General features: G+C 74.6%; 16 protein-coding genes. 6 read left to right on the plus strand and 10 right to left on the minus strand.

What is annotated here, in order from left to right:
• Positions 1–18: 18 nt before the first annotated feature.
• The 6 genes from F8568_RS03585 to F8568_RS03610 all read right to left on the minus strand — a co-directional run bounded on the left by F8568_RS03585 (position 19) and on the right by F8568_RS03610 (position 8,743).
• A complete protein-coding gene (locus F8568_RS03585; protein WP_236008307.1) occupies positions 19–1,551 on the minus strand; it encodes a hypothetical protein in 1,533 nt (510 codons plus the stop codon).
• Positions 1,548–2,285, minus strand: a complete 738-nt coding sequence (locus tag F8568_RS03590; protein WP_151591270.1) for an FHA domain-containing protein — start codon at positions 2,283–2,285, stop codon at positions 1,548–1,550. The genes F8568_RS03585 and F8568_RS03590 overlap by 4 nt, the downstream gene beginning before the upstream one ends.
• Before the next feature lie 2 nt (positions 2,286–2,287).
• Positions 2,288–3,643, minus strand: a complete 1,356-nt coding sequence (locus F8568_RS03595; RefSeq protein WP_151591271.1) for a vWA domain-containing protein — start codon at positions 3,641–3,643, stop codon at positions 2,288–2,290.
• A complete protein-coding gene (locus tag F8568_RS47740; RefSeq protein ID WP_151591273.1) occupies positions 3,640–5,052 on the minus strand; it encodes a protein phosphatase 2C domain-containing protein in 1,413 nt (470 codons plus the stop codon). Before F8568_RS47740 ends, F8568_RS03595 begins: the two co-directional genes overlap by 4 nt.
• Complete coding sequence (locus F8568_RS03605; protein WP_151591468.1) at positions 5,049–7,430, minus strand: serine/threonine-protein kinase; 2,382 nt, start codon at positions 7,428–7,430, stop codon at positions 5,049–5,051. Before F8568_RS03605 ends, F8568_RS47740 begins: the two co-directional genes overlap by 4 nt.
• 62 nt (positions 7,431–7,492) lie before the next feature.
• Positions 7,493–8,743, minus strand: a complete 1,251-nt coding sequence (locus F8568_RS03610) for a hypothetical protein (protein WP_151591275.1) — start codon at positions 8,741–8,743, stop codon at positions 7,493–7,495.
• Between the two features lie 197 nt (positions 8,744–8,940).
• Here F8568_RS03610 and F8568_RS03615 point away from each other — a divergent pair, with 197 nt between their 5' ends.
• Together F8568_RS03615 and F8568_RS03620 are read left to right on the plus strand one after the other, a co-directional pair.
• Positions 8,941–9,456 carry a helix-turn-helix transcriptional regulator gene (locus F8568_RS03615; protein ID WP_151591277.1) on the plus strand — a complete coding sequence of 172 codons (516 nt, stop codon included), beginning with the start codon at positions 8,941–8,943 and terminating at the stop codon, positions 9,454–9,456.
• Positions 9,457–9,598: 142 nt separating this feature from the next.
• Positions 9,599–10,432, plus strand: a complete 834-nt coding sequence (locus F8568_RS03620) for a TrmB family transcriptional regulator (protein WP_328600710.1) — start codon at positions 9,599–9,601, stop codon at positions 10,430–10,432.
• A 7-nt stretch (positions 10,433–10,439) separates the two neighbouring features.
• On the opposite strand, the gene F8568_RS03625 is transcribed toward F8568_RS03620, so the two are convergent.
• The 3 genes from F8568_RS03625 to F8568_RS03635 form a co-directional block, all read right to left on the minus strand.
• Positions 10,440–11,549, minus strand: coding sequence for a carboxylate-amine ligase (locus F8568_RS03625; RefSeq protein WP_151591281.1), 1,110 nt, complete (start codon positions 11,547–11,549; stop codon positions 10,440–10,442).
• A gap of 187 nt (positions 11,550–11,736) precedes the next feature.
• The gene (locus tag F8568_RS03630; RefSeq protein ID WP_151591283.1) at positions 11,737–12,516 is read right to left on the minus strand and encodes an alpha/beta fold hydrolase; all 780 of its coding nucleotides are present in this window, start codon (positions 12,514–12,516) and stop codon (positions 11,737–11,739) included.
• An 82-nt stretch (positions 12,517–12,598) separates the two neighbouring features.
• A complete protein-coding gene (locus tag F8568_RS03635; protein ID WP_151591285.1) occupies positions 12,599–14,209 on the minus strand; it encodes a PucR family transcriptional regulator in 1,611 nt (536 codons plus the stop codon).
• A gap of 172 nt (positions 14,210–14,381) precedes the next feature.
• Between F8568_RS03635 and F8568_RS03640 the strand changes: the two genes are divergently transcribed.
• Both F8568_RS03640 and F8568_RS03645 read left to right on the plus strand, forming a co-directional pair.
• Positions 14,382–15,716, plus strand: a complete 1,335-nt coding sequence (locus F8568_RS03640; RefSeq protein WP_151591287.1) for an aspartate aminotransferase family protein — start codon at positions 14,382–14,384, stop codon at positions 15,714–15,716.
• A complete protein-coding gene (locus tag F8568_RS03645) occupies positions 15,713–17,218 on the plus strand; it encodes a CoA-acylating methylmalonate-semialdehyde dehydrogenase (protein ID WP_151591289.1) in 1,506 nt (501 codons plus the stop codon). The genes F8568_RS03640 and F8568_RS03645 overlap by 4 nt, the downstream gene beginning before the upstream one ends.
• On the opposite strand, the gene F8568_RS03650 is transcribed toward F8568_RS03645, so the two are convergent.
• Positions 17,154–18,578 carry a phospholipid carrier-dependent glycosyltransferase gene (locus F8568_RS03650; RefSeq protein WP_151591291.1) on the minus strand — a complete coding sequence of 475 codons (1,425 nt, stop codon included), beginning with the start codon at positions 18,576–18,578 and terminating at the stop codon, positions 17,154–17,156. The genes F8568_RS03645 and F8568_RS03650 overlap by 65 nt on opposite strands.
• A 471-nt stretch (positions 18,579–19,049) precedes the next feature.
• Between F8568_RS03650 and F8568_RS03655 the strand changes: the two genes are divergently transcribed.
• Both F8568_RS03655 and F8568_RS03660 read left to right on the plus strand, forming a co-directional pair.
• The gene (locus F8568_RS03655; RefSeq protein ID WP_151591293.1) at positions 19,050–19,394 is read left to right on the plus strand and encodes a hypothetical protein; all 345 of its coding nucleotides are present in this window, start codon (positions 19,050–19,052) and stop codon (positions 19,392–19,394) included.
• A gap of 366 nt (positions 19,395–19,760) precedes the next feature.
• A complete protein-coding gene (locus F8568_RS03660) occupies positions 19,761–21,023 on the plus strand; it encodes an extracellular solute-binding protein (protein ID WP_236008308.1) in 1,263 nt (420 codons plus the stop codon).
• Positions 21,024–21,687: the final 664 nt, after the last annotated feature.

The following is a 21,687-nucleotide window of genomic DNA, read 5'->3' on the forward strand; positions in this document are numbered from 1 at the left end:
TCCCCACCCCGCGCCTTCTCATCGCTGCCACCGGTATTCCGCCAGGCGCGGCCGCACCCCGGCCAGCGCGAGCGCGACGATGACGACGCCCGCGGCGGGCAGCACCCCGTACCAGCCGCCGGTGCCGTGCTCGCCGTCCTTGACCGCGTCCTGGAACGCGGTCCAGTGGATGCCGATGAGGGACTGCATGTCCTGGTCGTACCGGGTGAAGTCGGCGGTCGCCGCGCTGCGCGCCGCGGCGGCCTGCGCCTTCTGCCCGCCGTCCGCGAGCGCGCGCATCCGGTGGTCGTTCGCCTGGACCTTCTGGTAGTCGGCGAGCACGCGCTTCAGCGCGTCCTCGGTGTCGACGGGCCTGGCGAGGTCCTCGGTCCGGTTGGCCTCGGCGCCGAGGAAACCGAGGAAGGGCGCCCGTCCCTGCTCGACCGGCAGCCCCTTCTGCACGGCGGCGTTGTACTCGTCGAGATTCCCGGCCTTCAGGTACAGGACGGTCTGCGACTTGTTCAGGTAGACCTGCTCGTAGGTGTCGGCACGGGCCGGGTCGAGCAGGAAGCGCGTCTCGTCGGCGTTCGCGCTGTTGCTGATCGCGCGCGCCCGCGACAGCGACAGGATCGGGTCGAAGCCCTGCTCCTTCGCGCGGCGCAGGTCGCCGGCCTGCCCGTACAGCATCGCCGCGCACGCGGCGACGAGGACGAGCGCGCCGAGCGTCGCGACCGCCAGCGCCGGGTTCAGCAGCCGCCGGAAGCGGCGCGCCAGGTACCCCTGCAGCCCGAGCAGGACGGCCAGCAGGACGATCCCGGTCACGATGACCCACAGGGCGCCCGACCGGACGTCGGAGCGCTTGTCCTCGTAGGTGTGCCGGACGAGCGTGCCGTTGTCGAGCGTCAGGTTGTACGCCTTGGGCAGCAGGTCGAGCTTCATCATGTCGGTCGCCTGCCGGTACAGGTCCAGGACCTGCTTCGGCGGCTGCCCGGACGTGCGCCCGGACTGCCGGTCGAGCAGCAGCGCCTGCGAGGCGAGCCGCTCGTAGCGGCCGATGCCGTCGAGCAGCTCGCGGGCGGTGTCGTCCTCGGTGGTCTCGTCGGCGAGCTTGGCGGCCTTCAGCAGCGCGACGCCGGCCCGCTGCCGGTCCTGGTCGTAGCGGGCGAGGGCCTGGTCGCGACCGCCGCCGGGCGCGGCGCCGGCGAGCAGCGCGTTGGCGAGCTGGGCGTCCATGTCCGACAGCTGGAAGTACATGTCGCCGGTCGCGACGACCTGCGGGCCCGCGTCCTTCCCGATCACCTTGACCCCGTCGCGGGCGTCGGCGATCGCCGCCCACGCCACCACGAGCAGGGCCACGAGAACCACGGCGACCGCGGCGGTCAGCGCCCGGACCCGGCCCGCGACGGTGCGGGGCAGCGCCCGCGCGATGCCCGACGGCTCGGCGGGGGCCGCGCGCCGCAGCCGCCGCGCCGACGGGCGCTCGGGCGGCGGCGCCTCCCCGCCGGGGGCCCCGGCGGCCCGCCCGGACGGTGCGCCCGGCGGACCCGCCGGCGCCTGCTGGACGGCCGTCATGGCGCCTCGTCTCTGGTCAGCGTGATGGTGGTCCAGGCGCCGACGTGGATGCGGTCGCCCGCGGACACGGGGACCTCCTCGTTCAGCGGGATCGGCTCGGTGGAGCCGTTCAGGCAGGTCCGGTTCCGGGAACCGGGGTCGACGAGCGTCCAGGTGCCGTCCGGCTTGGCCAGCAGCACGGCGTGCACGTGCGAGACGCCCGGGTCCTCCGGCGGCTCGCGCAGGTCGATCTCCGGCGGGGACGGCTGCGCCGAGCTGCGCCGCCCGATGCGGATCTGCCGCCCGGCGAGCGGGATCCGGCGCTCCGGCGCGTACGGCGGGAACGACAGCGCCGCCGAGTCCGGGCCCTCCTCGGCGATGACCGCGTTGTAGTACTCGCGGTCGGCGGCGACCACGGCCGTCCAGCCCGCCGCGTTCGCTGCGGGCGGTGCCGGTGCGGGCGGTGCCGGGTCGGGCGGTGCCGGTGCTGGAGGTGCCGGCTCCGGGGGCGCCGACCGGGCGGGGGTGGGCCGGCCGCCGCCGGTCGCGAAGTCGTAGCCGCAGATCTCGCAGAACCGGTCGGCGCCGGGTTCGCCGCAGTCCGGGCAGATCCGCTCCCCGGCCGGGGCGGGCGACGCTCCGGGACCCCCGCCGGACGGGGACGCGGGGGAGGCCGGAGGCGCGCCGATGAGCTCGCCGCAGTCGTCGCAGTAGTCCGCGGACCGCGAGGTGTGTCCGTTGGGGCAGATCGCCATGCTCAGCCCTCGCCCCGCCGCGTCGGCACCGTCTCGTCCTTGCGGGTCGTCGGGGTCTCGGCCCCGCGGGTCCGGACGGTCTTGGTGGAGCGGGTGTCGAGCGTCATCTCGTCGGCCTTGTCGACGTCGCGCTTCAGCCGGACGGTCCCGGTGGCGGGGTCGACGACGTCCACGACGCGGCGCAGCAGCGCGGTGATCTCCTCGTTGCCGGCCTCGTCGGCGAGCACCACCGCGCGGCCGAGCCGCGCGGTGGCGGTGTCGACGTCGCCCTTGTTGCGGGCCTCCAGCCCCTCCTGGATGGCCTGCGCCAGCTCCGCCTGCCCGGTGTAGCCCGCGACCCGCGGGTTGATCTTGGTGGAGAGCGCCTCGTCGTCGGTCCACTGCGCGAGCACGTTCCCGGTCGCCAGCACCTGCGCCTCCTCACCGGGGGCGCCCGGCACGACCAGCTTCACCCAGGCGGCGCGGACCTCCTTGCCGACCTCGCCGGGCGGCACCTCGACGCAGACGTGGTAGTCGCGGCTCTCGGCGCCCCACGCGCCGAGCGGGTAGTCGCCGGCCTGCGTCGCCGACTCCGTCCGCTTGCCGGTGAGGTCGTCCACCGACGGCATGACCTGCTTGACGAACTTCAGCGTCGCGGTCTTCGGCGTCCACACCCGCAGCGCCACGTCCGCGACGGCCTTGCCCATCGCCGCCTCCGTCATCGCCCGGAAGTCGGCCGCGAGGTCCTCGGTGTCGCGGATGAACTCGACGCTGCCGAGCAGCGCGGACGCGATCCGGCGCAGCTCGGCGACATCCCAGTCGGTGCCGATGCCGCGGCAGTCGCACACGAACCGGCCCGCGCAGCGCGCCAGCGCGGCGTTGAGCTGCTCGGGCGTCTCGTGCTGGTTCTTGCCGTCGGTCAGCAGGATCGCCTGCCGGATCGCGCCCGGCCGGGCGTCGAAGATCTGGTCGGCGAGCCGCAGCCACGACCCGATCGCGGTGCCGCCGGACGCCTTCAGCTTCCTCAGCTCCTGCTTGGCGCGCTGCCGGGTGCCGTCGTCCGCCTTGACGAGGCCGGGCCGCTGCGGGAACACCATCGACGCGGAGTTGGAGCCGGAGACGATCGCGAACTCGACGCCGTCGCGCAGCGTGTCCACGGCGGTCTGCGCGGCGGCGACGGCGGCGCGCAGCTTGGTGTCGGGATACGACATGGAGCCGGACGTGTCGATGATGACCACCACGGCGGCGTCCACCGCGGCCGGCGACGGCTGCGCCGGGCCGGTCGCCTCGACGGACACGATGGCGTGCACCTCGCGGCCGCCCGCGGGCAGGTACTTGTTCTGGTCGACCTTGATCGTGAATTGCGGCTGCTCGCTCATCGGTGCTGCTCCGTGCTCTCGGGGTGCGTGCGCGGGGGGACTGGGGGAGTGGGGAAGGGGATGACCGCGACGGTGATGTTGTCGCGCCCGCCGGCGTCGAGGGCGTGCCGGACGAGCGTCCGGGCGGCGCCGAGCGGGTCGGCGGCCGGGTCGGGCCGCTCCCTGCCCGCCGGTGCGCCCGCCGGTGCGCCCGCCGGAGCCGCGGGCTCCTCCGCGGGCCTTTCCGCGGGGCCGCCTCCGGGGCCGCCGAGGAGGGACGCCAGGTCGGCGGCGGCGGGGAAGTAGTTCCACAGGCCGTCGCTGCACACCAGCAACGTGCCGGGGCCGGTCGGGCGGAACGTCGCGACGTGCGGCCGGACCTCGCCCGCGTCCGCGCCCAGCCAGGCGGTGATGACGTGCGCGTTCGGGTGCGCCTCCGCCTCCGCCTCGGTCAGCGCGCCCTGCGCCACCATGATCGCCGCCCACGAGTCGTCCTCGGTGAGCTGCCGGGACGCGCTCAGCTCCGCCATGTCGCCGGTGCTGGGCTCGGTGTCCCCGGTGGCGGGCTCGGTGTCGTCGGGACCGAGGCCGTCGGGGCGCGTCGCGTCCGGCCGGGTCTCCTCCTCGCCGCCGTCGGCCGTCCCGCCCCCGTCGGCGGACAGCCAGTAGGCGCGGCTGTCGCCGACCCAGCCGACGGTCAGGGCCCCGCCGCGCGTCACCGCCGACACGTACGTGCACGACGGCGCCTCCGCCGGGGACGCGGCCAGCGCGGCGACCGCGCCGGCCGCCTTCAGCGCGGCGGAGCGGGTCGCGTCCTCGGGGTCGCGGCCCGCGTCCAGCAGCGCCGCCAGCTCGGCGGCGGCGGTGTCGGCCGCCGTGCGGGACGCCTCGTCCGGACGCTGCGACGAGCCGACCCCGTCCGACACGACCGCCACGACGCCCGCGGCGTGCGCGGCGAGGGCGAGCGCGTCCTCGTTGCGGCTGTAGCGCCTGCCGCGGTCGCTGGCGCCCGCGGCCGCGAGCGCGCCGGACCCGTTCGCGCCCGGCCCGGCGGGCCCGCCCGCCGGAAGACCGATCTCGACGTGGTCGCGTTCGGCGGGCTGGCGCAGGCCGCACCGCTCGCAGTAGCCGTCCGCGTCGATCGCCGCGCCCCCGCACTCCGGGCATGGGCGGGCGCCGGCCGCCGCGGCCCGGCGCTTGGCGAGGGAAGCGGAGCTCTGCCGGATCGTCGCGCCCTCCCGGGGCGCCGCGTCGCCCCGCCCGGGACCCGCCGGCGGCGGATCGCCGAGCTTGTGCCCGCAGTTCTCGCAGTACACGTAGCCCGGGTAGACGATCTCCCCGCACACCGGGCAGGTCGGCTCGGCGGGCTTGGCCGCGCCCGCGCCCTCGGCCGGGTCGGCGGTGCGGTCGGCGGTGGAGTCGTCGGTCACAGCAGCGTCCTCGGGCGTACGGCGTTGGCGGAGTCGATGAGCAGGCGGGACTCGCCGCGGTCGCGGGAGCGGCGGGCCAGCTCCCGGTACGTGCGCTCCAGCCGCCGCCGCAGCGGCGTCTCGGCGAGCGGCGCGCCCATCAGCGCGCCGCCCTGCGCGCCGTTGCCGGACCCGGCCGGCAGCCAGTCGAGCGCGGCCTCCAGGATCTCGGCGGCGAGCCGGTCGCGCCGGTCGTCGTCCAGGTCGAGGCCCGCCAGCCGCTCGCCCGCCGCGACCAGCTCGGCCGCCGTCAGGTCCGCGGGCTCGCGGCCGCGCACCGCCGTCGCGACCGCCGCGACCTGCGCGGGCACGTACCAGATGGAGATCTCCGGCACCGCGTCCAGCGCCTCCAACGCCGCCGCCCGGCGGCCCGCGGCCAGATGCACCCGGGCCTGCCCGAACGCCGCCGTGAGGTAGCCGTGGTCGGTCCGCCACACCAGCTCGAACAGCCGGACGGCCTCGTCCGGCGCGGAGTGCTCGCGGCAGTAGGCCAGGGCGAGCTTCGGCGCCGCCTCGCCCGGCAGCAGCCCGTACAGCCGGTCGAAGCGCGGCTCCGCCTCGGCGACCCTGCCCTCGGCGAGCAGCGCCACGGCGCGGAACCAGTCCACCCGCCAGTCGCCGGGACGGCTCCGCGCGAGCTCGTCCAGCAGCGCGGGCGCCTCGCCCGCCCGGCCCGTCTCGATCTTGACGCGGGCGAGCGCCAGCATCACCTCGGGCGTGCGCTCCGGCGCGTTCTCCAGCACCGGGCCGAGCTGCTCGTCGTCCAGCGCGGTCAGCCCGGCGAGGAACGCGGCGGCCGAATCGGACCCGTCCACGAGCGGCACCGGCAGCGCGGCCGCCGCGACCGGCGGCGGGACGGGCGGCAGCGCGGACTCGGCCGCCGGGCCGCCCGCCGGCCCGCCGGCCATCGACGGGCCGAAGCGCTCCGGCCCGAACAGCCCGGACGGCGCGGGGCGCGGCGCGCCCTCCTCGGCGGCCAGCACCTCCCGCAGCACGCCGGTGAGCTGCTCGGCCATCTCCGCCGCGTCCTGGAAGCGCTCCGCGGGCTCCCTGTGCGTCGCGCGGCGCAGGAACCGGTCGTAGGACTCGAACCGCTGGAGCAGCGGCACCTCCTCGCGCGGCGGGAGGCTCTCGGCGTACGCGCGGGTGTAGCCCTTGAACGGGAAGCTCAGCACGGCCAGCGTCCGCCCGACCGTGTACAGGTCGGAGCTGACCGACGGCCCTTCGTCGGCGATCTCCGGCGCCTGGTAGCCGATCGTGCCGTAGATGGCGCCGTCCTGGTCGTCCAGCCGCCGGACGCCGCCGAGGTCGATGAGCTTCAGCTCCTCCTCGGACTGGATGACGTTGTCCGGTTTGAAGTCGCAGTAGACCAGGCCGTTGGCGTGCAGGTAGTCGAACGCGCGCAGCACCTCGAGGGCGTAGGCGATGGCCTGGGGGAGCGGCAGGTGCTTCTCGCCGGTGGGCTGCGGCTGCTCCAGCAGGATGTCCTTGAGGGACCGGCCGCCGACGTACTGCATGACGATGTAGTCGTCGCCGTCGTGCTCGACGAAGTTGTAGATCTTGACGATGTTGGGGTGGTCGACGGCGGCGAGGTAGGCGCGCTCGGCCTCCGCCGCGATCCTGGCGTCGGCGTCGCCGGTGTCCAGCAGGCCCTTGAGCACCACCCACCGGTTGCTGACCCGCTCGTCCTGCGCCAGGTAGATCCAGCCGAGGCCGCCGTGCGCGATGCAGCCGAGCACCCGGTACTGGTTGGCGACGAGGTCGCCGGACGCGAGCTTCGGGGTGAAGGAGAACCCGGTCCCGCACTTCGGGCAGAACCCCTCGGTGCGCCCCGGCCGGCCGGGACGTCCGCGCCCGACCGGCTCGCCGCAGTTGGAGCAGTACCGCTTGCCCTCGGCGACCTGCGGGTCGCTCATCACCGCCGACGACGGGTCCCGGTACGGGACGCGCGGCACCTCGACGAGCCCTTCGCCGAGCATGCCGCGCCGGCCCGACGACCGTGACGAGCCCGTGCGGGTGCTGCCAGTGCGGGTCGTCCCGTTCGTCCCGGTGGAGGCGGACGGCTGGTCCGGGGGCGAGCCGCACTCGTCGCAGTAGCCGTCGACGATCGTGCCCGAGCAGTCGGGCTGGTGGCACTTGTCGTCGGGCGGAGCGGACGCGGTGCCGGGGGCGGCCGGCGCCTGCACGGCCGGTGGGGACGGCGGGGCCGCGGCGGAGCCGCATTCGTCGCAGTAGCCGTCGACGATCGTGCCGGAGCAGCCCGGCTGGGTGCAGGCGTCCGGCGCGCCGGACGCGGGCGAACCGGACGCGGGGGACGGGCTCGGCGAGGCGGGCGGCATGCCGCATATGACGCAGTAACCGTCCTCGATGGTTCCGCCGCAGCCCGCCGCGGTGCACTGGCTCAACGTTGCGCTCCCTTCACCCGCGAGGTGATGGCCTGCTGGTATCCCGACAGCGTCACGGTCGCCTCGCGCAGGTCACAGGGCGAGGTCCAGAGCAGCTCGCGGGCCCGCTCGTAGATCGCGGCGAGTTCGGCGTCCTCGGCCCCGCCGAGGCGGGCCGCCTTCGCCCGGTAGGCCTCCAGCCGTCCGCGCAGTTCCTCGCGCCGGTCCAGCAGGCCGCGGATCACCTCGGCGTCCCGGCGGGCCCGGTCCAGCGCGGCGCGCATCGCCCGGTCCAGGTCCGCGACCCGGCCGGCGAGGTCGTTCCAGCCGCCGGCGCGGGCGGCCGCGCCGGGCGGCGGGTGCCCGACGGCCGCGAGCCGGTCGGCGAGCGTGGCGGACATGTCCGGCAGGTCGGGCAGCACCGGGGAGGCGATCTTCGCGAGCACCTCGTCGCGGGCGCGGCGCGCCTCCGCCTCCGCGGCGCGCAGCGCGTCGAGCACGGACGCGATCCCGGCGATCCGGTCGGCGAACCCCTCGCGCAGCCGCTGTGCCTCCTCCAGGTCGCGGCGCACGTCCGCCAGCGCGGTGCGCAGCGTGTCCAGGCGGCCGGTGTCGGCGCGCCCGCCGGACGCCAGCGCCAGCGGGTCGCCGCGCACGACCGCGGCCATGGCCGCCAGTTCGGCGGTCAGCCGCTCGAGGTCCGGGTCCGTCCCGCCCAGCGAGGCCAGCAGGCCGGCGGCGGCGCGCTGCTCCGCCTCGGCCTCGGCGAGCCGGGCCAGCAGCGCCGACCAGACGGTGTCGAGCGCGGCGACGGTCTTGGCGACGTCCTCGTACAGCGGCGTCATCCGCGCGACGACCTCCTGCAGGGTCAGCTTCTCGCCGGACGGGGCGGCCAGCAGCGTCCGGCGCTCCAGCGGCACCTCCTCGGCCGGCAGTTCGACCGACGGCCCGGCCAGCAGCCGGGTGAGCTCGGCGAGCTGCGCGCGGTCCGGCCGCGAGTGCCGGGCGCGCAGCCGCTCGGCCTCGGCGAGCGTGCGGCCGTAGCGGTCGAACAGCGCCCAGACCTCCGCCATCCGCGCCCGCACCTCCGCCTGGACGCGCCGGGTCCCGCCGTCGAGCGCCGCGCCGTCCAGCAACCGGTACCCCTGGTGCGCCTCGAGTTCGAGCAGGGCCGCGCCGATGCGCTCCTGCTCGTCGCGCAGCCGGGCCAGCGCCCGGTCCGCCCCGTCCCGGTCCAAGGGGGGACGGGCCGCCCGCGCGTCGTTCACCGCCCGTCCACGATCATGTGTTCGCCCCCGATTCCCCCGAATAGAGCACGTTTTGGGCACAGTGTTCACCATGCACCGTGGGCATCTCAAGCGGCCTCGCGTTCGGAGGGCGCCGTGCCGCCCGCCCTGCGTCAGGTGACGCTTTACGGGCGTTCGGGCCAGTGCGAAATGTCAGTGTTCGAACGTATGATCGAACCATGGCGAACGTTGCGACGCACCTTCGGACCACCCCCGCGCACGGCGCGGCCGGCACCGTGCTCACCGCCGCCGAGATCGCGGCCCTCGCGCTCTCGCTCGCGCACCTCGGCGCCGGCCCGCAGGCCGCCACCGCCCGCCGCGCCCTGCGCACCCTCCTCGACCCGGCCGGCCACGACGACGTCGTCGCCGCGACCCTGGCCACCCTCACCGCGCCCATGGACGCCTCCACCGCCGACCGCGCCCGCGTCATCGCCGCGGCCATCACCGAGCACCGCGTCGTCCGGCTCTGCTACGGCGACGCCGGCGCGAACGTGACGATCCGCGAGGTGGAGCCCGTCACCTGCCTCGTCCACCGCGACCACTGGTATCTCGTCGGCTGGTGCCGCATGCGGCGTGGCGTCCGCGCCTTCCGCTTCGACCGGATCCTCGCCGTCGAGTCCACCGGCCTGCCCTCGCGCCCCCGCCGCGCCGACCGCTACCTGCCGTTCCAGCGCCGCACGGCGCACGCGGCCTGACCGGGGCCGGGCGGGCGCCGCGCCTGCGAGGGGACGCGGCGCCCGCCCCGCCCGAGCGGCCGGCCGCCGCCGCTCCATGCCCGGATTCCGGGAAGGCGCACAGCCGAAGAACTGGCACGGACGAAGAACTAGCATTGCGGCGGTGAGCGCGCGGGACGTCCTTGAGCATCTGCAGCGGCTCGGCATGTCCGGATACGAGGCGAAGGCGTACGTGGCCCTCGTCGGCGCGGGCCGGCCGGTCAACGGGTACGAGGTGGCGAAGCGGTCCGGGGTCCCGCGCAGCACGGTGTACGAGACGCTCGGCAAGCTGGTCGCCCGGGGCGCGGCCTACGAACTGCGCGGATCCTCGGACGCGACCGAGTACCTGCCGCTGCCGCCCGACGCGCTCCTCGACCGGATGCGGCGGGAGTTCGACGGGTCGGTGGCCGTGCTGCGCTCGGCGCTGCCCGCCGTCGCGGCGGCACCCGAGGGCCACCTGATCCACGGGCTGAAGGACGCCGAGGCCATGCTGGACCGGGCGGAGGACGTGATCGCCGGCGCCCGGCGCGGCCTGGTCATGTCGGTGTGGCCGCAGGAGATGCGGCGGCTGCGGGAAGCCGTCGTCGACGCCGCCGGACGGGGCGCCGAGGTGTCGGTGGTCTCGTTCGGCGAGGGCGCCGACCCGTTCGGCGGGGACGGGACGGGGACCGTCCACCGGCACCGGTACTCCGCGCCCGAGGCCGTGCTGGAGGATCTCGGGTACCGGCTCCTGGTGGTCGTCGGCGACCGGCGGGAGGCCGTCGTCGGCGGGTTCGGCGAGGGCGCCGCATGGGGCATCTACACGGCGGACCCGGCGGTCGCGCTGATGGCGGCCGAGTACGTCCGGCAGGACATCGCCCTGCAGATCCTCGCGGAACGGGTCGGGGCCGGCGAGCTCGACCGGCTGTTCGCCACCGAGCCGGGCCTGCTGCGCCTTCTCGGCCGCGGCCGAGCCTGACCCGCGTTCAGGCCGTGGTGTGGCAGGCGGCGTCGGCGACGACGGCGGTCACGTCGCGGGTGCGGGCGTACACGGCGCGCTGCAACTGGGCGCCGTTGCCGCGCTCCAGGAGGCCGTGCAGGAGCCGGGTGGCGGTCTCCAGGTCGCCCGCGCGGTCGAGCGCCGGGCCGAGGTGCTCCAGCAGCGCGCGGACCACCTCGTGGACGGGCGCGGCGCGGCGGGTCGCCGGATGCACGAGGTCCTCGCGCAGCCCGGACCGTCCGGCCCGCCACATCGCCAGCCGCATCAGGTCGGCGCGGACGGGATCGGGCGGCTCGCCGGCGTGCCACGACGCGGCGGCGGTGTCGACCATGGCGCGCACCAGCGCGGCCATGAGCACGGCGTCGTCGGCGCGCATGCACACGTCGGGGACGCGGATCTCCACGGTGGGGTAGCGGCGGGACAGCCGCGCGTCGTAGTAGATCATCCCTTCGTCGACGAGCGCGCCGGTGGCCAGCAGCGCCTTGACGGTCGAGCGGTAGGCCTCGGCGGAGCCGAACAGCTCGGTCGGGCCGCTGGACGGCCACCGCCCCCACACCTGGTAGCGCCAGCTGTCGTAGCCGGTGTCCTCGCCCTGCCAGAACGGGGAGTTGGCGCTGAGGGCCAGCAGGGTCGGCAGCCAGGGCCGGATCCGGTCGAGGACGGCGACGCCCTCGTCCGGCGACGCGACGCCCACGTGGACGTGGCAGCCGCAGGTGAGCTGCTCGTCGGCGGTGGGGCCGTAGGCGTCCGACATGCGCCGGTAGCGGTGCGACGGGGACAGCGACGGGCGCACGGCGACCGGGGAGGTGGCGAGGGCGGCGACCGTGATCCCGACGCCCGCCGCGGCCTGCGCCGCGGCCTGCCGCGCCGACCTGATGTGCGCGGACACCTCGTCCAGGGTGCTGCAGACCGGGGTGCAGATCTCCAGTTGCTCGCGCTGCAGTTCGCATTCCAGCGGTTCGGAGCGCCGGCCGCCGTTGAACAGGACCTCGGCGTGCCGGTGGGCGTACTGGACGACGGAGCCGGAGACGGCCTGCGGCACGCCGCTGACGGGGTCGACGAGAAGGAGCTCCTCTTCCACCCCGAAGGTGCGCATACCCGCCGAACTGCGAAGTGTCACTAGATGGTTGTGCCCTCACGGCACTGAAGTACCTCCTCCAGGTGACACCCGGATGGCCGGAACCGGCGCGAAGCGGCCGGCGGCGCGGCATAGATCGAACATGCGTTCGACCATCGCCATGGCCGTGGTCGCGGCCGGAACGCCGGCGCCGGGGAGTGCGCGCTCAGGATGCCAGCCAGGTGCGCAGCAGCATCCCCGTCTCCTCCAGGCGGTCGATGTAGAGCATGTGGCCGGACTCGATCTCGCTGATCGTCAGCCCGGGGCCGAGGGCGGCGCGGCAGTCCACGACGAACTCGGGCCGCACCAGGTCCGCGAGCGTCGCGATCACCAGGTGGGTCGGCAGGTCGGCGGGCGGCGGGACGTGCGGGCGCGCCATCTCCGAGTACGCCGTCACGATCGCGGCCGGCTCGTACCGCCAGCGGGTGCGCCCGTCCGGGCCGTGCTCCAGGTGCTCGCCGACCTCGTCGTTCACGGTCTCGTCGGAGGCGAGGGACCAGCGCGCCACCAGCGACGCGCGCGCCTCGACGGCGTCGGCGAACGACACCTCGGCCATGTACCCGCGGGCGCTCCGCGCGGCGTCCGCCGGGTCGAGGCCGATCGCCGGGTCCAGCAGGACGAGCCGCCGCACCCGGTGCGGTGCCGTCCGCGCCAGATGGACCGCGATCATGCCGCCGTAGGAGTGCCCGACGAGGTCGGCCCGGTCGAGGTTCTCGGCGTCCATGACCGCGAGGACGTCCTCGACGTGCTGCTCGACGCCCCACGGCGGCTCGTACGGGGAGCGGCCGTGCCCGCGCAGGTCCGGCGCGAGGGTGTACCGGTCCGCGAGGTGCCGCTCGGCCGTGCGCCGCCATCGGGCGCCGTGCCCCGTGACGCCGTGCAGGGCGACCAGCGGCGCCCCCGATGGATCTCCGTACCGATGAACATGCAACGCCGCGTCCGTCATGCTGGAAAGCGTAAACGCGGAGTAAGCCCCGGGCCCGCCGTTCGCCGATCGGTCCCCGCCGATCTCGGGTCTCCCGCGCCGGTCAGGAGCGTTCCCAGCGGACGGAGCTGAGCGCGAGCAGCGCGACGTGGAAGGAGACGCACGACTCGACGTCGTCGAGGTCGGCGTCCAGGACCCGCTCGATGCGGCGCAGCCGCTCGTAGAAGGCCGGGCGGGACAGATGGGCCTGCTGCGCGGCGACCGCCTTGTTGCGCCCGGACTCGAGGTACAGCTCCAGGATGCGGGTCAGGTCGCTGCCGCGCTGCGCGTCGTACTCCAGCAGCGGGCCGAGCTCGCGCTCGACGAACGTCTGCACGCGGGCGTCGTCGCGCAGCAGATGCAGCAGGCCGCGCAGCCGCAGGTCGGGCAGCCGGTAGAACAGCCGGCCGCCGGAGCCGCGGGCGGCGACGCCCGCGACCTGCTCGGCCTCCAGGAACGAGCGGCGGACGTCCCGGATCGTCTCCACCACGGACCCGGCCGCCAGCACGGTGTCGCCGCCGGTCCGCTTGCGGATCCGGGTGGCGACGTCGGTGAGCGCGGTCTCGGCGTCGGCGCGGGCGGGCAGCGAGGCCAGCACCCCGACGCGGGCCTGCGGGCCGCCCTCGTCCAGCACGCCGACGAGGGCGGGGAGGCGGGCGTCCTTGCAGGCGGCGGCGGCCGTCTCGGCGAGGGCCGACAGCTCGCCGACGGGCGGCGCCGCGCCGCGGTGCCGCAGCACGGCGCCGAGCAGCCGGCGGCCGGACAGCGGCACGCCGAGCGCGCGGGCGCGGGCGGCGGCCTCCTGCGGGTCGGAGTAGGCGTGCGCGAGGATCCGCGCGATGATCGTCCCGTGCGCCTGCCGCTCGACGCTCTCGGCGTGCCGGTCCAGCAGCCGGCCGAGCGCGAGGGTGGTCGCGGCCCGCTCGATCAGCACGGTCTCACGCGGCGAGGGCGGCGAGCCGAGCACGATGATCAGCCGGCCCCAGTCCTCGCCGCGGGCGCCGACCGTGGTGACGAGCCAGCCGGACGCGGTGTCGTAGCCGGTGCGGGTCCGCGGCCGGACGGCGCGCGACCGGGTCTCCCACGCCGACAGCAGCTCGGCGGGGTCGCGGCCGTCGGCGTCGGCGGCCAGCACGCGGTGCGACAGGTTCTCCAGCACGACCGGGTGCCCGCCGATCGCGGCGACCTGCCGGACGACCTCGTCGGTGGAGGCGCCCTCCACCGACAGCTGGGTGAAGATCTCGTGCAGCTGCTCGGAGGCGCGCAGCTCGGCGAACTGCTCCTGGACGATCCGGGCGTGCACGGACTCGGTGATGTCGACGAACGCCGGCTCGTGCGCCAGCACGACCACCGGGAGGCCGAGGTCCTCGGCGGCGGCGACGAGCGCGGCGGGCGGGCGGCTGGCGTAGCGCCGGCCGAGTTCGATCATCAGCCCGCTGACGCCGACCTCGGCGAGGTCGGCGATGTAGGCGCGCAGCCGGTCCGGCTCGTCGGGCAGCGCGATGCCGGTGGTGAGGACCAGCTCGCCGCCGTGCAGCAGGTGCGCGATGTCGGTGACCTCGGCGACGTGGACCCAGCGGACGAGGTTGCCGGTGCGGTCGGCGCCGGCGACGACGCGCGGCTGCCCGCGGCGGACCGCGTCGAGCTGGAGGACGTCGTCGAGTGTGGGCAGCATCGCCCGCGATGATATCCGACAGGCTGTCAACGGCGATGACCATGAGGTTTACAGCATGTAGGCACGGGGGGAGGGGTCCGGCGGCGCCGCGTTCCACTCCGTCAACCGGCGGGCCGGTGTCGTGACACTCTGCCGCTGGCCCCGCGGTCGCGCCCCGAACGAGACTTGGGCCATGTCGGAACACGCGAACCTGCTCCGGCGCCACAGGGCGGTCATGCCGTCGTGGGTGGCGCTCAACTACCGGGACCCCATCGAGATCGTCGGCGGCAAGGGAAACCGCGTGACCGACGCCGAGGGCGTGACCTACCTCGACTTCTTCACGGGCATCCTCACCAACATGATCGGGTACGACGTGCCCGAGGTGCGGGAGGCGGTGGAGCGCCAGCTCGCCACCGGCGTCGTGCACACCTCCACCGCCTACCTGCTGCGCGGCCAGATCGAGCTGGCCGAGAAGATCGCCCGGCTGTCCGGCATCCCGGACGCGAAGGTGTTCTTCGCCAACTCCGGCACCGAGGCCAACGAGACGGCGCTGCTGCTCGCGGCGTACGCGCGGCGCAGCGACCAGGTCCTCGCGATGCGGCAGAGCTACCACGGGCGCTCGTTCGGCGCGACCGGCATCACCGGCAACCGGGCCTGGACGAACCTGTCCTACTCGCCGCTGAACGTGCACTTCCTGCACGGCGCCGACCGCCACCTCCCGCAGTTCGCCGGCATGTCGGACGAGGCGTACGTCGACGCCTGCGTGCAGGACCTGCGGCACGTCCTCGCGACCGCGACCGGCGGGGACGTCGCCGCGCTGATCGCGGAGCCGATCCAGGGCGTCGGCGGGTTCACGATGCCGCCGGACGGGCTGTTCGCCGCCTACCAGGAGGTTTTGGACGAGGCGGGCATCCTGTTCATCTCCGACGAGGTGCAGACCGCGTGGGGACGCACCGGCCAGGGCTTCTGGGGCATCGACAACCACGGCGTGACGCCCGACATGATGACGTTCGCCAAGGGCCTCGGCAACGGGTTCGCCGTCGGCGGCGTCGTCGCGCGCGGCGAGTTGATGGACGCGCTGCACGCCGTCGGGATCTCCACGTTCGGCGGGAACCCGATCTCGATGGCTGCGGCGAACGCGACCCTCGACTACGTCCTGGACCACGACCTGCAGGCCAACGCCGCGAGGCAGGGCGCGACGATCATCGGCGGGCTGCGGGAGGCGGCCTCGCGGTTCCCGGTCGTCGGGGACGTCCGCGGCAAGGGCCTGATGTTCGCGATCGAGCTGGCGGACCCGCGGACCGGCGAGCCGAGCCCGCCGCTGGCCGCCGCGCTGATGGAGGCGGCCCGCGAGCGGGGGCTGCTCGTCGGCAAGGGAGGCCTGTACGGCAATGTGGTGCGCATGGCCCCGCCCCTCACCCTGACCGACGCCGAGGCCCTGGAAGGGCTCGGCATCCTGATCGCCTCGCTGGAGTCCGTGACCGCGGACGCCGGCGCGCAGGCCACGACCGGGGAGACCGTCCGATGACTGAGACCAGGCACATCACCCACTGGATCGGCGGAAAGCCGTTCGACGGGGACGCCGCCCGGCGCGGCGACGTCTACGAGCCCGCGAACGGACGCGTCGCCGGGCACGTCGACTTCGCGTCCGCCGCCGAGGTGGACGCCGCCGTCGCCGCCGCGAAGGCCGCGTTCCCCGGCTGGCGGGACACGTCCCTGTCCAAACGGACGTCCGTGCTGTTCCGCTTCCGCGAGCTGGCGGCCGCGCACCGCGACGAGCTGGCCGCGCTGATCTCCGCCGAGCACGGCAAGGTGCTGTCGGACGCCGCGGGCGAGGTCGCGCGCGGCCTGGAGGTCGTCGAGTTCGCGTGCGGCATCCCGCACCTGCTCAAGGGCGGGTTCTCGGAGAACGTGTCGACGCGGGTGGACGCCTACTCGATCCTGCAGCCGCTCGGCGTCGTCGCCGGGATCACCCCGTTCAACTTCCCGGCCATGGTGCCGATGTGGATGTTCCCGGTGGCGATCGCGTGCGGGAACACGTTCGTGCTCAAGCCGTCGGAGAAGGACCCGTCGGCGTCGGTGCGGATCGCGGAGCTGTGGGCCGAGGCGGGCCTGCCGGACGGGGTGTTCAACGTCGTCCACGGCGACAAGGCGGCGGTGGACGGGCTGCTGCACCACCCGGACGTGAAGGCGGTCAGCTTCGTCGGCTCCACGCCGATCGCGCGGTACATCTACGGGACGGCCGCGGCGAACGGCAAGCGGGTGCAGGCGCTCGGCGGCGCGAAGAACCACATGCTGGTGCTGCCGGACGCCGACCTGGACCTCGCCGCCGACGCGGCGGTGTCGGCGGGCTTCGGCTCGGCGGGTGAGCGCTGCATGGCGATCTCCGTCGCGGTGGCCGTTGACCCCGTCGGCGACGAGCTGATGGCGAAGATCCGCGAGCGGGTCGCCAAGCTCAAGATCGGCCCCGGCGACCACCCCGAGTCGGAGATGGGCCCGCTGGTCACCAAGGCGCACCGCGACAAGGTCGCCTCCTACCTCGACTCCGCCGTCGCGCAGGGCGCCACCCTCGCGATCGACGGCCGCGAGACGCCGGTGCTCGGCGGCGCGGGCGACGGCTTCTGGCTCGGCCCGACCGTCCTCGACCACGTCACCCCGGAGATGGACGCCTACAAGGACGAGATCTTCGGCCCGGTGCTCGCCGTCGTGCGGGCCGGCTCGTACGAGGAGGCCATGGAGCTGATCTCGGCGAACCCGTACGGCAACGGCACGGCGATCTTCACCAACGACGGCGGCGCGGCGCGCCGCTTCCAGAACGAGGTGGAGGTCGGCATGGTCGGGATCAACGTGCCGATCCCGGTGCCGATGGCGTACTACTCCTTCGGCGGCTGGAAGGACTCGCTGTTCGGCGACAGCCACGCGCACGGCATGGAGGGCGTGCACTTCTACACGCGCACCAAGGCCGTCACGGCACGCTGGCTCGATCCTTCTCACGGCGGCGTGAACCTAGGGTTCCCCACCAACGGGTAGCGGTCTCCTCGTCGTCCGCGCGGCCGGCCTCTTCGCCGGCCGCGCGGCGGCGTACCGCCGACAGGCCGAGGCCCACCGCGAAGCACGCGAACGGCACCGCAGGCACGACGTAGCGGTAGTCGAAGTCGGCGCTGGCGATGGGGAACAGCAGCAGGGTCGCCGCCGTCCCCCACACCATCAGGACCTCGCGGCGCCGCCCGCGGGCCGCCGCGACGGCGATGGCGCCGAGCCCGAACACCGCGCCGGTCGCCGGTCCCGGCAGGAACCAGCGCTCCTGGTAGCCGATCATCCGGTCCGCGTACGGCTGGACGACCCGGCTCGGCCTGCCCGTCCGGCCGTACCGCATCGCGTCCGCGAGCACGGTGCCCGGTGCGCCGTGCCCGGTGGCATAGGCGAGGCCGCTCGGGAACAGCTGCGGACGGTCGGGGAAGTGGTACAGCCGCTCGGTCGTCGCGTTCGGGTAGGGGTACCGGTGCGAGCTGAAGGCGCGCCCGATGCCGTCGCCGACCGCCTCAAAATAGTCGCCGGGCTGGGCCAGGATCGCCCGGATGGAGAAGGCGCGCAGCGTGCTGTTCGCCTCCGGAGAACCCACGGGCGACAGGAGCACGCGAGGCGGTATGTCGCCGCGCCAGATCAGGTGGCCGGGCGCGTCGCGCCGCTCGGCGGCGTCCGGGGGCAGGCACAGGGCCGCCTGGTCCTTCGGCGGCCGCATCTTCGCGCAGTCGGCGAACCCGGCCGTCCGTCCCCACAGGTAGATGCCGTCGGACGTGGTGAGCGCGTACGTGCCGCGCTCGGCGTGGAACCACAGCGCGTACGCGGCGAGCGGGACCGCGGCGGCCGCGCCGAACGCCAGTGCCGGACGCCACCCGCGCCGCCACAGCAGCAGGCAGACCAGCACGACCGGGACCAGCGGCGCGCCCGCCGACCGGACGAGCACCGCGTAGCCGAGCAGCAGGCCGGCGGCCAGGGCCGTCCACCACGGCGGTGCCCGCCCGTCGCGGACGCGCCAGAGCAGCAGCGTCAGCGCCCCCGCGATCAGGAAGATGAACAGCGTCTCGGACATCAGCAGGTGCTCGAGCTCGATCTGGTACGCGTCGTACAGCACGGGCAGCGTGACGAGGGCGGACGCCCAGGCGGGCAGCCCCGCCCGGCAGAGCACGGCGTACGCCATCACCGCGACCGCCAGGCCCATGAGGTGCTGGACGACCACGACCGCGGTCAGGCTGTGCAGCGGCTCCATGAGCCGCAGCACGAACGAGTACCCGAGCGTCTTGCTCGGTGAGGGTGCGGGCCGCAGCGCGTAGCCGACGTAGAAGTAGGAGTCGCCGGTGAACCAGAGGCCGTGCGGATAGGCGAGCACCGCCGTCCAGCGCAGCGCGGCACCGCCCGCGAGCGCGAGAACGAACGGTCCGTGGCGGAGATACCGACGAAACGCCCAGATAGCAATAAATGGCGCAAAAAGCCTTGACGGCACGCGGGACCGCCTCGCGGTGCTCGATGTCGGAACGCTGCTGCCGGCCACGCTAGCCGCGGCCGGTGACGCCGCGGTGAACGCGGGATTGCGGCCGGTGACCCGCCCGGACGCGGCCCGGCGCGAACCGGCAGGCCGGGCCGCGTGTCCGGTACTTTCCCACGGTGGTGGATTCCCGTCGTTGATTTTCGTCCGGGCCGGGCGGACGAATAATGGCTCCACCCATTGACGGGGTCTGTGGCGGGCGACACAATCGCACTATCAATTAAAAGGAGCGAAATTAAAAGTCAGGCTCCGGAGTCAGAACGGGATCCGGCGTTCCGGTGACCGGTGGGACGGGACGAGCAGGAGAGCCGCGCTATGACCGCTGACGACCATGCCGCGGAGGTCGACGCGCTCGGCCGGCGGTTCCCGGGCTGGACGATCTGGTTCGGGCCGTTCACCCGGCGCTGGTGGGCCCTGCCGCCCCGCGAACGCGACGTCGGCGACTTCCTGGAGGCCGACACCCCGCAGACGCTCATCGCACGGATCGAGGTGGTCACCCACACCCCACCCAGGCTCTCCCTCGACGACGGCCTCCGGCCGTCCCGCGACCCCCGGCAGAGCGCGCGGCGTCCCTCGAACCTCCTCCGTCTCGAGGGCGTCACACCGCCGCCGCCGCGCCGGGCGCCGGTGATCGCGTGGCCAGGCAGCACTGCAAGGTGATCCGCTGTTCCCCAACCTCGCCACGTCCACCGGCAGCACCGCGGCCCCGGGAAGGGCGGCAGCCCGCGCCACATCCCTCTCCAGCAACCTCCGTGTGGCGCGGACACCGGCACCCGCCGCCCTCCCGGGGCCGCACCGTTTCCGTATACGGACCGGAAATGGTTTGGCAGATAGGCGCCCCGAGTAGCGATCTGTTGTAAGCCCGCCGCTTCCCGGCACAACTCGCAAGAGTCGCCACCGGAAACCGGCGAATGGCTTGCGGAAGGCCCCCGGCGCCGTCGCGAATGGCGGCCGGGCCGGGTTCCCGCCGACATCCCGGGCGGGGCGGGCACCGCCCCGCGGTGCCGGAGGCGCTACGCTGCGCCGATGGGTCCGTCCGCGACGGGGGACGGCTCTGCGGAGGGGATCGGGAGCGACATGCGGCGGAGGGCCGGCCGGCGGACGGGCGGCGGGAGGCTGGCGGCGCTGGCGGCGACCGCGGTGCTGGCGGTCGCGGGTCTCGGCGCGTGCAGCGACGAGAACCCGGCACCGGTCGGCGTCGCGAAGGTGGCGAGCACCCTCGGCCCCGGTGAGGGCGGCCTCAACCTGCTCGCGCTGCCGGGCTCGGTGGAGAGCGGCACCACCGACCCGCGGGTCGACTGGGTCACCCCCTTCCAGGAGCGCACCGGCTGCAAGGTCGGCGTGAAGCTGGTCAGTACCCCGCAGGAGATGTACGACCTCATGCGCGACAAGGGCCGCCGCTACGACGGCGTCGCCGCCCCGCCCGAGGTCGCCGGCCGGCTCGTCGCCGAGAACCAGGTCACCGCGGTCAACACCAGCCTCGTGGACGGCTACAAGAAGCTCGAGCCGAAGCTGCGGGGCCTGCTGAAGCAGAACGGCAAGTACTACGGCGTCCCCTACGTCTGGGGCGCGAACCTCCTCATGTACGACACCCGGACCGTGCAGCCGCCGGCGAGCTGGTCGGCGCTGTTCGACCCCGACCAGGCTCGCCGCTACTCCGGCAAGCTGATCCTGCGCGACAGCCCGCTGTCGATCGCCGAGGCCGCGCTCTACCTGAAGGGCCACGACCGCAAGCTCAAGATCGGCGACCCGTACTCGCTGTCGCCCCGCCAGCTCGCCGCCGCCGGCCGCGTCCTCGCCCGGCAGCGGCCGCACGTGCTGAAGTACTGGACGCAGCCCGCCGACGCGATCAGCGCGTTCGCCGCGGGCGCGGCCGTGCTCGGCGAGGCCGGTCCCTACCAGGTGGACGTGCTGGACCGGGCCGGCAAGCCCGTCCAGGCCGCCGAGCCGTCCGGGGGCCTCACCGGCTGGATGGACGCCTGGATGATCGGCGCCCGCGTCCAGCACCCGAACTGCATGTACCAGTGGCTGCAGTGGACCGCGTCCCCGGACGTCCAGCAGCAGGTGGCCGAGTGGACCGGGGTGGCGCCCGCCAACCCGCAGGCGTGCTCCGGCGACCGCCTCCGCGCGGGTTTCTGCGCCGCCTTCCACGTCGGCGACCGCGACTACATCGACAAGATCATGTTCGCGCACGCCCCCACCCGCGTCTGCGGCGGCAAGTCCAAGAAGACCGACTGCACCGACTACGCCGAGTGGACCAGAACCTGGATCGAGTCCACCAAGGTCTGACTTCGCGAGCCGCCTCTCCCTGAACGTTCGCAAGCTGTCACAGGGTCCCTCAGCCGACCGCAAACTGTCACAGGGGCCGTCAGCCGACCGCAAGCTGTCGCAGCGACCCCAGCCGCCCTAACGCAACAAGCCGAGCTTGCACGCGAGCGCGCTACCTGACCGGCGGGGCGAAGCCGAAGGCGAGCCCCCGCCGGGAAGCTCGCGAAGCGAGTTCGCGCTCGCTCAAGATCGGTCAAGGGGCGAGCCGCCAGGCGAGCCCCTTGGGCCGAGATTGTTTAAATAAGGCGCGCCCGGCCGCCCCCAGCCGGGCGCGCCTCTCGGGTGGTCCCGGGCGTCCCCCCGAAGGCCCGGGTCACCCTTCTCCCTGGAGAGACCTCCATGACGACGGCGTCCAGGGCCGTCGCCGGCGCCGGGACCGGTTCTCCGACCGGCCGTGCGGCGTCCGTGAGCGGCTCCTTCGGGCCCCGCGGCGTGCGGGGTGCCGGCGGGGCGGGTGCGCAGTCGTCGCACGCGAACACCCCGGACGAGTCCGGTAGGCGGCCGATGCGTACGCGCGGCCGGGGCCACTTCTTGCGGCAGACGGCGCAGGCATCACCGAGGCGCTGAGCGGGGCTCAGCGTTCCCGGGTCGAACGTCGGCTCGCCCGTCTGGCCCATGTCCCCAT

The organism is Actinomadura physcomitrii, assembly GCF_008923205.2.
GTDB classification, from domain to species: Bacteria; Actinomycetota; Actinomycetes; order Streptosporangiales; family Streptosporangiaceae; genus Spirillospora; species Spirillospora physcomitrii.

Excerpts from the sequence above, each read along its gene's own strand:
- F8568_RS03660 (WP_236008308.1), top strand. The coding sequence starts at position 19,761 with ATGGGTCCGTCCGCGACGGGGGACGGCTCTGCGGAGGGGATCGGGAGC.
- F8568_RS03615 (WP_151591277.1), top strand. The coding sequence starts at position 8,941 with ATGGCGAACGTTGCGACGCACCTTCGGACCACCCCCGCGCACGGCGCG.
- F8568_RS03590 (WP_151591270.1), bottom strand. The coding sequence starts at position 2,285 with ATGGCGATCTGCCCCAACGGACACACCTCGCGGTCCGCGGACTACTGC.
- F8568_RS03635 (WP_151591285.1), bottom strand. The coding sequence starts at position 14,209 with ATGCTGCCCACACTCGACGACGTCCTCCAGCTCGACGCGGTCCGCCGC.
- F8568_RS03645 (WP_151591289.1), top strand. The coding sequence starts at position 15,713 with ATGACTGAGACCAGGCACATCACCCACTGGATCGGCGGAAAGCCGTTC.
- F8568_RS03625 (WP_151591281.1), bottom strand. The coding sequence starts at position 11,549 with ATGCGCACCTTCGGGGTGGAAGAGGAGCTCCTTCTCGTCGACCCCGTC.
- F8568_RS03605 (WP_151591468.1), bottom strand. The coding sequence starts at position 7,430 with ATGCCGCCCGCCTCGCCGAGCCCGTCCCCCGCGTCCGGTTCGCCCGCG.
- F8568_RS03585 (WP_236008307.1), bottom strand. The coding sequence starts at position 1,551 with ATGACGGCCGTCCAGCAGGCGCCGGCGGGTCCGCCGGGCGCACCGTCC.
- F8568_RS03655 (WP_151591293.1), top strand. The coding sequence starts at position 19,050 with ATGACCGCTGACGACCATGCCGCGGAGGTCGACGCGCTCGGCCGGCGG.
- F8568_RS03640 (WP_151591287.1), top strand. The coding sequence starts at position 14,382 with ATGTCGGAACACGCGAACCTGCTCCGGCGCCACAGGGCGGTCATGCCG.
- F8568_RS03595 (WP_151591271.1), bottom strand. The coding sequence starts at position 3,643 with ATGAGCGAGCAGCCGCAATTCACGATCAAGGTCGACCAGAACAAGTAC.
- F8568_RS03630 (WP_151591283.1), bottom strand. The coding sequence starts at position 12,516 with ATGACGGACGCGGCGTTGCATGTTCATCGGTACGGAGATCCATCGGGG.